Raw genomic sequence first — 7,080 nt, 5'->3', positions numbered from 1 at the left:
CCCTGTTGTACATGGCTTGCTCGACCGCTTCGCTCCCTGTCTCGCATTATTCATTTAAATTGTATTTTCAGGTTTGATTTAATGGGTGAAGGAGTGAACCTAAATACCTGACTCAATGGCAGGTTAGTGCCAATTTCGGCCGCTCAACTACAACCCTATATCTAACTATTCTCCAAATAAACAGACGTTCAGCCAGCTCGTTTCTGGACAGAAACGAGCTAGAGTCTTTATTTTTTTGTTGTACATTTTTATTTTAGTTTTTAGCTGTAAAGGAGCATTAAGTGTAGACACGTTGTCTACTGATAATCTCTCGAATCCAATTATGAAGAGGATCTGCGGTCATCCTTTTGTGCCACGCAACTATGACTTCAAACGAAGGAAGTTCAAGATCGCAATCTAGCTCCTTAAGACAATTGATTGGCAACAATTTAGTAGGTAGGAAGGCAATTACGTCGGTAGAAACAATGCATTGTGCAGCAGCCGAAAAAAAAGGAACACTCATGACTATATTTCTTTTCAAACCGCGTTCTTCAAAGTATGCATCTGCGGAGCCCACAAGGTTTGCTCTTTTAGGCGAAATGACCAGTTGCGGATGTTGTGCAATTTGCTCAACAGACCACTTTTCATTAGCTCTTTCATGATTTTCAGCAATTACACAGGTGTGAGTTTCGACGAAAAGAGTCATGGTTGGATACTTTGAAGGTACAAACTTTGGAAAAGAAATAACAATATCGAACTCGCCGTTATCCATTAAAATGCTTAAGTTATCAATCTCGAAGTCTTGTACAATTATCTTAAGGTTTGGCGCTTGTTCTCTAATTGTTTGAATCAGACTTGGTAATACCACCGCCTGTGCATAATCAGAAGCACATATCCTAAAAACACCACTTGCGCTACTAGGCTCAAAAACCTTAGGTTTTGTGATATTTTCTAGACGCGTTATGATCTCTGCTACTTCCTGTTGCAGAGATAGCGCATGGGCTGTAGGCACCAAACCGTTACTTTTTCTATTAAATAGTGGATCTCGAAAAGACAGTCTGAGCTTTTTGAGTTGCTCACTGACAGCTTGCTGAGTTAGTCCTAATCTAGAAGCTACCCTTGAAGCATTCTTTTCAATCAAAAGGTAATGCAACACTCTTAACTGCTTTATGTCCAAACCATTGATACCAGCCATACTTGTTTCTCATACATAAAATATCTGTTTTTAATTGTATCACCAAGAAGGTAATCTTTTTTATCATTTTTGTTGTACCTCGGCAGCGGTGCATGATTATTGGAGTATTGCATGAAATTAAAGTCTTATGACCCTAGCAATGGTGAGCTTCTAGGTGAGTTAGAATACTCTTCTACCGAAAATACAGAACGAGTAATAGAAAAAGCCAAAAAAGCTCACAAACACTGGAAGAACATCCCGTTACAAGATAGGGTAAAAATAGTGGATAAGGCCTTTAAGTCTCTTATTCCCCATCAAGAAGATCTAGCCGTTCTATTATGTAAAGAGATGGGTAAAAAGCACAATCGAGGACTAAGTGAAGTACGCGGTTCAATTTTTTCAGGTTCTCATTACGCAAAAGAAGCAGGTATTGCTCTTTCTTCGCAACCTAATAGTAGCATCGAGTTCAGATCTCTTGGTGTATGTGCCGTGATATCACCTTGGAACTACCCCTTAGCTATGGCTGTAAATCTTATCACCCCTGCCCTTGTAGCAGGAAACACAGTCGTATTTAAACCGTCAGAAGAAACGCCATTAATCGCTGATAAGTTCGTTGCATTACTTAACTCAGCATTACCAGATAATGTCTTAAATATTCTACATGGCGATGGTTCAGTTGGTAACACCATCGTCGATAGCCCTGACGTAAACCTAGTTGCTTTTACTGGATCTTTAGAAGTGGGTAAAAAGATTATGAGATCGGCTTCAAAGAACCTAAAAAGACTGGTAATGGAACTTGGTGGCAATGACCCGATGATAGTGCTTGATGACGCTAATATAGATGCCGCAGCACAATTTGCAGTAGCCAGTAGCTTTGAAAATTCAGGCCAAATGTGTACATCTACTGAGCGAGTTTATGTCCAATCAAAGGTTGCTCCTGAATTCATAGCAAAAGTAAAAGCTATCGCTTCTCGATACAAAGTAGGACCTTGGCACGACGAAAACACTCATTTGGGGCCAATAATCAATGAAAAACAACTCAGTAAGATTGATTCACACGTAAAAGATGCCCTTTCTAAAGGTGCTAGTTTGCTATTGGGTGGGCAGATTTTAGATGGTCGATATTACGAACCAACCGTTGTTACGGGAATCGAAGCAAATATGCTCATGGAATCAAATGAAACATTTGGACCAGTTGTCGCTATTTCTGAGTTTGAAAGTATTGAAGAAGCCATATCCCGTGCTAACAACTCTATTTACGGATTAGGAGCGGTCGTATTTGGACAAGCAAATGCCAGAGCAGTAGCAAATCAACTTGAAGCTGGAATGATTGGCATAAACAAAGGCCCCGGTGGAAGCGGAGATAGCCCTTGGGTTGGCGCTAAACAAAGTGGATATGGATTTCACGGAAGCAAAGAAGGGCACAGACTATTTGCACAAGTTATGGTTGTGGAGTAATTGATGAAAAATAATACATTCTACATTGTCGAAAAAGAATCTGGTGCTGAAAGTAATGACATTCCATTATGGGCAAGCAAAACACAAAACCCAGCGAACTTAAATAAGGTATCAACACTTGAACCGACTATAAAAGTTATAGAAGATGTACCCGGTGCATTTCAGATACTCGATGTACTCTCCAAAGAGGAATGTGCATCCCTTATCTCTATTGGAGAAACATTAGGTTTCAATAGGGATGCCGCAGTCTCACTACCTCGCCATATCCGACATAACGATAGTTTAACGTGGGTAGTTGATGAAGCTACAGATACAATTATGTGGGAAAGGTGTAAACACCTTTTCTCAGAAGGTATTGATGTTATATATGGGCAAACTCCGCTGGGAATTAATGCGCGATTTAGATTTTACAAATATGACAAAGGGGATTTCTTTAAGCCTCATACCGATGGTTCGTGGCCGGGAAGTAGAATTATAGAAGGCAAAAATATACACAATGCTTACCCTGACCGATGGAGTCAAATGACCTTTTTGATTTTACTTTCAGAAGAGTTTACAGGAGGCGATACTCAGTTTTGGGTAAACAAATATGATAAAACATTGCCTGCAAAAAGCGCTCAAGATGCTAAGCTTGTAAAGGTTAGAACACCTGCCGGAAGTGTACTGTGTTTTCCTCACGGTATGCATCCCCTGCACTGTCTACATAGTTCAGCTCCAATTGACGAGGGCATCAAATATATAATCAGGACGGACTTACTTTTTCCCACTAATTAGTAAAAGTTGGTTAAAACTAGCTTCATATATTAGGTTTAAACATGAAGCTAGTTTTATATATTGGATTAAGAGCTTATGAATGAACACGGGGAATTTTACATTGAATATTCACACAATGTGTTTTTTGTAAAAATACTTGGGCCTTGGAATTTTGAGGCGTTTGAACACTACAATAATGACTTTAACAAGCAATTGAAAGTCAATAAATGCCCATCATATTCTGTATTCGCTGTCCTTGAAGGTGATAGCTTAATGATCCCTGAAGTAATTGAAGCATTTAAAACATCGACAGCTCAACGCATAGCGACAGGACTTAACAACATCGCATTCTACTTAACAAAATCAGTATGCCCACACGCATTTAAGCAACAAATACGTGAGCTTTATCAAGGTAAAAACCTAAACTTTAAGTTTTTTAATGACATTGAGTCCGCTAAATCTTGGCTAAAAAAATACGAGAGTACCTTAAAAGATGAGCTAGTTAATAAGCTACTTTAATTTATCTGTACATCATTAGATTCTGACCAAACTCTTAACTCTTCCAAGATATGTAAAGCTGACTTCCCAAAATCAGTCAGTTCATAAGTAACTGCTATTGGTCTATCGCTTATGACTTTTCTAATTACCATACCTTCGTCTTCAAGTTCCTTGAGACGCTGATCAACCATTTTTTTTGTTGCGCCGCCGAGCATTCGAGTCAAATCATTAAACCGGACAGGCTCATCTTTTAAATGATAAATAATTGATCCTTTCCATTTTCCGCCGATTAAACGCATGCCTTTTTCAATTGCACAAGGTTCCATACACGCGTTATAAACTTTTTTTCTTCCCTTACTATCTGTTTCTATTAAACTTTTCACAATTACTCACTTATTTATTCTAGGTTACTAAAAGTATACTAATTGATTGTTGTTAAAAGGTATCTAGAATATACCACAATTAACCATTCAAAATAAATTTTATTTTTGGAGAAACACAAATGAGCAATATTTTAATTATCAATGGTCATCAATATTACCCTTTTTCGGAAGGCAAACTAAACGCTACGCTAGTAGAAAAAGCAGTTTCAATGCTAGAGGCAAAAGGCCACAAAACTCGTGTAGTTACAATCTCAGAAGATATTAACGTTGAGAGAGAACTTGAGAATCATCAATGGGCTGATATCGTTATTCTTCAAACCCCGGTAAATTGGATGGGTGTTACTTGGTCATTCAAAAAATACATGGATGAAGTCTATACAGCGGGTATGGGCGGCGCATTATGCGTTGGTGATGGCCGAACAGAAGACGCGCCTAAGAAAAATTATGGTATGGGCGGCACACTTACTAATACAAAATACATGATGTCTTTGACGTTCAATGCTCCAGAAGAAGCGTTCAATGATGAAAATGAATTCTTCAATGGAAAATCAATTGATGACCTGTTGTTCCCTATGCACATGAACTTTAAGTTTTTTGGTATGAAGCCAATGGAAACATTTGCATGCTTTGACGTGATGAAAAATGCAGATGTTGAAAACGACTTCAAACGTTTTGAAGCTCACATTAACAAACATTTTTAAGGAGAAGTTATGAGCGTTGAATATACTACTAAATTACACGCAGGAGCTGATTTCCCTGTAATTGAAGCAAAGCTATTAAATGGCGATGTTAAAAAGCTTTCTATTCCTGAAAATGGTTTGGATTGGAAGATGGTTGTTGTTTACAGGGGGCAGCATTGTCCTCTTTGTACACGATACCTAAACCAATTAGAAAATGTGAAAGATCTACTTGCTCAAACAGGTGTAGATTTGATCGCCGTTTCAGGAGACAGCAAAGAACAACTTGAAAGTCATTTGGAAAGACTTAATGTGACCTTCCCTATCGCATACGGCCTTACTGTTGAACAGATGGAAGAGCTTGGACTGTATATATCAGATCCTAGATCGCCCGAAGAAACGGATCACCCTTTTGCTGAGCCGGGACTATTTGTGGTTAATAGTGAAGGTAAAGTGCACGTAGCGGATATTTCTAATAACCCGTTTGTAAGACCAGAACTTCAGTCATTAATTAGTGGCTTAGACTGGATACGAAATCCAGCTAACAACTACCCTATTCGTGGTATGCATAAATAGGAGTTCCTATGAACAAGGTTGTTTTGACTGCTGTTATATCAGCCCTATTGTTTGGAAATGCGTTTGCAGAAAACACAAAAGTCGAATCTGCACACATCGCATCTCCAAATCAATATGAACTTCTACTTGAGAACCAAGTAGTTACCGTACTCAAGATGACGCTCAAACCGGGTGAACAGGATAATTGGCATAAACACAATGCTGAAACTGTTTACTTTGAAAAAGGTGGCAAGGCGACGATAACAACAACTGAAAAAGACATGACTTTAGAGATCCCTGATGGCTATGTGATGTGGCATGACCAATGGGAGCACAGAGTTAAAAATGTTGGTGATACAACAATCACTGCGATCATTGTTGAAAAGAAATAGCTATGTCAAAAATGCAAATTAACATTGATATCGTTTCTGATGTGGTTTGTCCTTGGTGTGTAATTGGCTATGGTCGCTTAAAAGAGGCATTAGCCAATTTTGACACTAAATTCGAGGTTAACATTGTCTGGCACCCCTTCGAGCTTAACCCAAGTATGCCCAAAGAAGGTGAAAACCTAAGACAGCATTTATCGAAAAAGTACGGGACTACGTTAGAGGGTAGTATCAGAGCAAGAGCTATGTTGACCGAAGAAGGCAAAAAAGTTGGCTTCAGGTTTAACTACTTTGATGAGATGAAAATGCTTAATACACATCAATGTCATCAACTGCTTCACTGGGCCAAAGAAAGCAACTTGCAAAACCAATTAGCAGAAGCACTTTTTGAGAATTTTTTTAGCAACAAAGGCACTTTCACAGAATCTGAACTTATCCATGTTGTTGAAAAGGTTGGCTTGAACTCCCAGCAAGCGCAGTCTGTATTGGATAACAACTTATATAGTGAAGAAGTGAAGCTAGTTGAAGAGCATTGGCATCAAAGAGGAATACATGGCGTACCATTATTTATTTTTAATGGCGAACAGGCCCTTTCAGGTGCACAAGAATTAGCAACTTTTGAACGTGTACTCAATCAATATTTAAAAAGAGACTATTAATTATGTTTACATACTATGAGCCGGATACGGCTCCAGAAGAATCGAAACCATTGATGGAGCAATCTTTAGCTGGCTTTGGGATGATCCCAAACCCCCACAAGATTTTAGCCGAAGCTCCAGCAACATATAAAGCATACAACCAAACGTTTACAAGTTTTATGAAAGAGACAACTTTTAGCCCGGTTGAGCAACAAGTTGTTTTTATGACGTCAAATTTTGAAAATAATTGCCACTATTGCGTTCCCGGTCATACATGGATGATGAAGTCATCTAAAATGCCAGATGATGTTATTGAAGCTTTAAGAAATGGCACTAAGCTGCCAGACGCAAAACTTCAAGCGCTGCATGATTTCACAAAAGCCTTATTAGACAACCGAGGCCATATTGGTGACGATAAGTTAAATGACTTTTTGAATGCTGGATATACAAAGCGCCAAGCATTGGAAGTATTAACCGGATTGGCATCAAAATTAATTTCAAACTTCACAAACGCATTAACGCATACAGAAGTAGATGATGCAATGAAGCCTTACGCTTGGGAAAAGCCGGAGAAATAGT

General features: G+C 38.7%; 10 protein-coding genes. 8 read left to right on the top strand and 2 right to left on the bottom strand.

Going from position 1 to position 7,080, the window contains the following annotated elements:
* Positions 1–277: 277 nt before the first annotated feature.
* Positions 278–1,174 (bottom strand): LysR family transcriptional regulator, encoded by an 897-nt coding sequence (locus tag AN214_RS14595; RefSeq protein ID WP_054980398.1) that lies wholly within the window; start codon positions 1,172–1,174, stop codon positions 278–280.
* A gap of 111 nt (positions 1,175–1,285) precedes the next feature.
* On the opposite strand from AN214_RS14595, the gene AN214_RS22520 reads away from it, so the two are divergent.
* The 3 genes from AN214_RS22520 (at position 1,286) to AN214_RS14580 (ending at position 3,883) form a co-directional block, all read left to right on the top strand.
* Positions 1,286–2,611, top strand: coding sequence for an aldehyde dehydrogenase (locus tag AN214_RS22520; protein ID WP_054980397.1), 1,326 nt, complete (start codon positions 1,286–1,288; stop codon positions 2,609–2,611).
* A gap of 3 nt (positions 2,612–2,614) precedes the next feature.
* On the top strand, positions 2,615–3,385 hold the full coding sequence (locus AN214_RS22515; protein WP_054980396.1) for an oxidoreductase: 771 nt from the start codon (positions 2,615–2,617) through the stop codon (positions 3,383–3,385).
* A 75-nt stretch (positions 3,386–3,460) separates the two neighbouring features.
* Complete coding sequence (locus AN214_RS14580) at positions 3,461–3,883, top strand: hypothetical protein (RefSeq protein WP_054980395.1); 423 nt, start codon at positions 3,461–3,463, stop codon at positions 3,881–3,883.
* Here AN214_RS14580 and AN214_RS14575 read toward each other — a convergent pair.
* Positions 3,880–4,245: a helix-turn-helix domain-containing protein gene (locus AN214_RS14575; protein WP_054980394.1), complete on the bottom strand. Its 366-nt coding sequence runs from the start codon at positions 4,243–4,245 to the stop codon at positions 3,880–3,882. The two genes, AN214_RS14580 and AN214_RS14575, sit on opposite strands and share 4 nt — an antisense overlap.
* A gap of 119 nt (positions 4,246–4,364) precedes the next feature.
* Between AN214_RS14575 and AN214_RS14570 the strand changes: the two genes are divergently transcribed.
* Genes AN214_RS14570 through AN214_RS14550 form a run of 5 tightly spaced genes read left to right on the top strand, consistent with a single transcriptional unit; the run spans position 4,365 to position 7,079 of the window.
* Positions 4,365–4,946 (top strand): NAD(P)H-dependent oxidoreductase, encoded by a 582-nt coding sequence (locus AN214_RS14570; RefSeq protein ID WP_054980393.1) that lies wholly within the window; start codon positions 4,365–4,367, stop codon positions 4,944–4,946.
* 9 nt (positions 4,947–4,955) lie between these two features.
* Positions 4,956–5,498 (top strand): peroxiredoxin-like family protein, encoded by a 543-nt coding sequence (locus AN214_RS14565; protein WP_054980392.1) that lies wholly within the window; start codon positions 4,956–4,958, stop codon positions 5,496–5,498.
* Between the two features lie 8 nt (positions 5,499–5,506).
* Entirely contained in the window at positions 5,507–5,869 is a 363-nt protein-coding gene (locus tag AN214_RS14560; RefSeq protein WP_054980391.1) for a cupin domain-containing protein, read from the top strand.
* A gap of 2 nt (positions 5,870–5,871) precedes the next feature.
* Entirely contained in the window at positions 5,872–6,522 is a 651-nt protein-coding gene (locus tag AN214_RS14555) for a DsbA family oxidoreductase (RefSeq protein WP_054980390.1), read from the top strand.
* Positions 6,523–6,524: 2 nt separating this feature from the next.
* The gene (locus tag AN214_RS14550; protein WP_054980389.1) at positions 6,525–7,079 is read left to right on the top strand and encodes a carboxymuconolactone decarboxylase family protein; all 555 of its coding nucleotides are present in this window, start codon (positions 6,525–6,527) and stop codon (positions 7,077–7,079) included.
* The last annotated feature ends 1 nt before the right edge of the window (position 7,080 follow it).

Origin of the sequence: Pseudoalteromonas sp. P1-9 (genome assembly GCF_001399975.1) — a bacterium.
Lineage (GTDB): Bacteria > Pseudomonadota > Gammaproteobacteria > Enterobacterales > Alteromonadaceae > Pseudoalteromonas.
Note: the sequence above shows the minus strand (reverse complement) of the source record. Positions and strands in the feature narration are given on the sequence as shown.

Excerpts from the sequence above, each read along its gene's own strand:
- AN214_RS14595 (WP_054980398.1), bottom strand. The coding sequence starts at position 1,174 with ATGGCTGGTATCAATGGTTTGGACATAAAGCAGTTAAGAGTGTTGCAT.
- AN214_RS22520 (WP_054980397.1), top strand. The coding sequence starts at position 1,286 with ATGAAATTAAAGTCTTATGACCCTAGCAATGGTGAGCTTCTAGGTGAG.
- AN214_RS22515 (WP_054980396.1), top strand. The coding sequence starts at position 2,615 with ATGAAAAATAATACATTCTACATTGTCGAAAAAGAATCTGGTGCTGAA.
- AN214_RS14580 (WP_054980395.1), top strand. The coding sequence starts at position 3,461 with ATGAATGAACACGGGGAATTTTACATTGAATATTCACACAATGTGTTT.
- AN214_RS14570 (WP_054980393.1), top strand. The coding sequence starts at position 4,365 with ATGAGCAATATTTTAATTATCAATGGTCATCAATATTACCCTTTTTCG.
- AN214_RS14565 (WP_054980392.1), top strand. The coding sequence starts at position 4,956 with ATGAGCGTTGAATATACTACTAAATTACACGCAGGAGCTGATTTCCCT.
- AN214_RS14560 (WP_054980391.1), top strand. The coding sequence starts at position 5,507 with ATGAACAAGGTTGTTTTGACTGCTGTTATATCAGCCCTATTGTTTGGA.
- AN214_RS14555 (WP_054980390.1), top strand. The coding sequence starts at position 5,872 with ATGTCAAAAATGCAAATTAACATTGATATCGTTTCTGATGTGGTTTGT.
- AN214_RS14550 (WP_054980389.1), top strand. The coding sequence starts at position 6,525 with ATGTTTACATACTATGAGCCGGATACGGCTCCAGAAGAATCGAAACCA.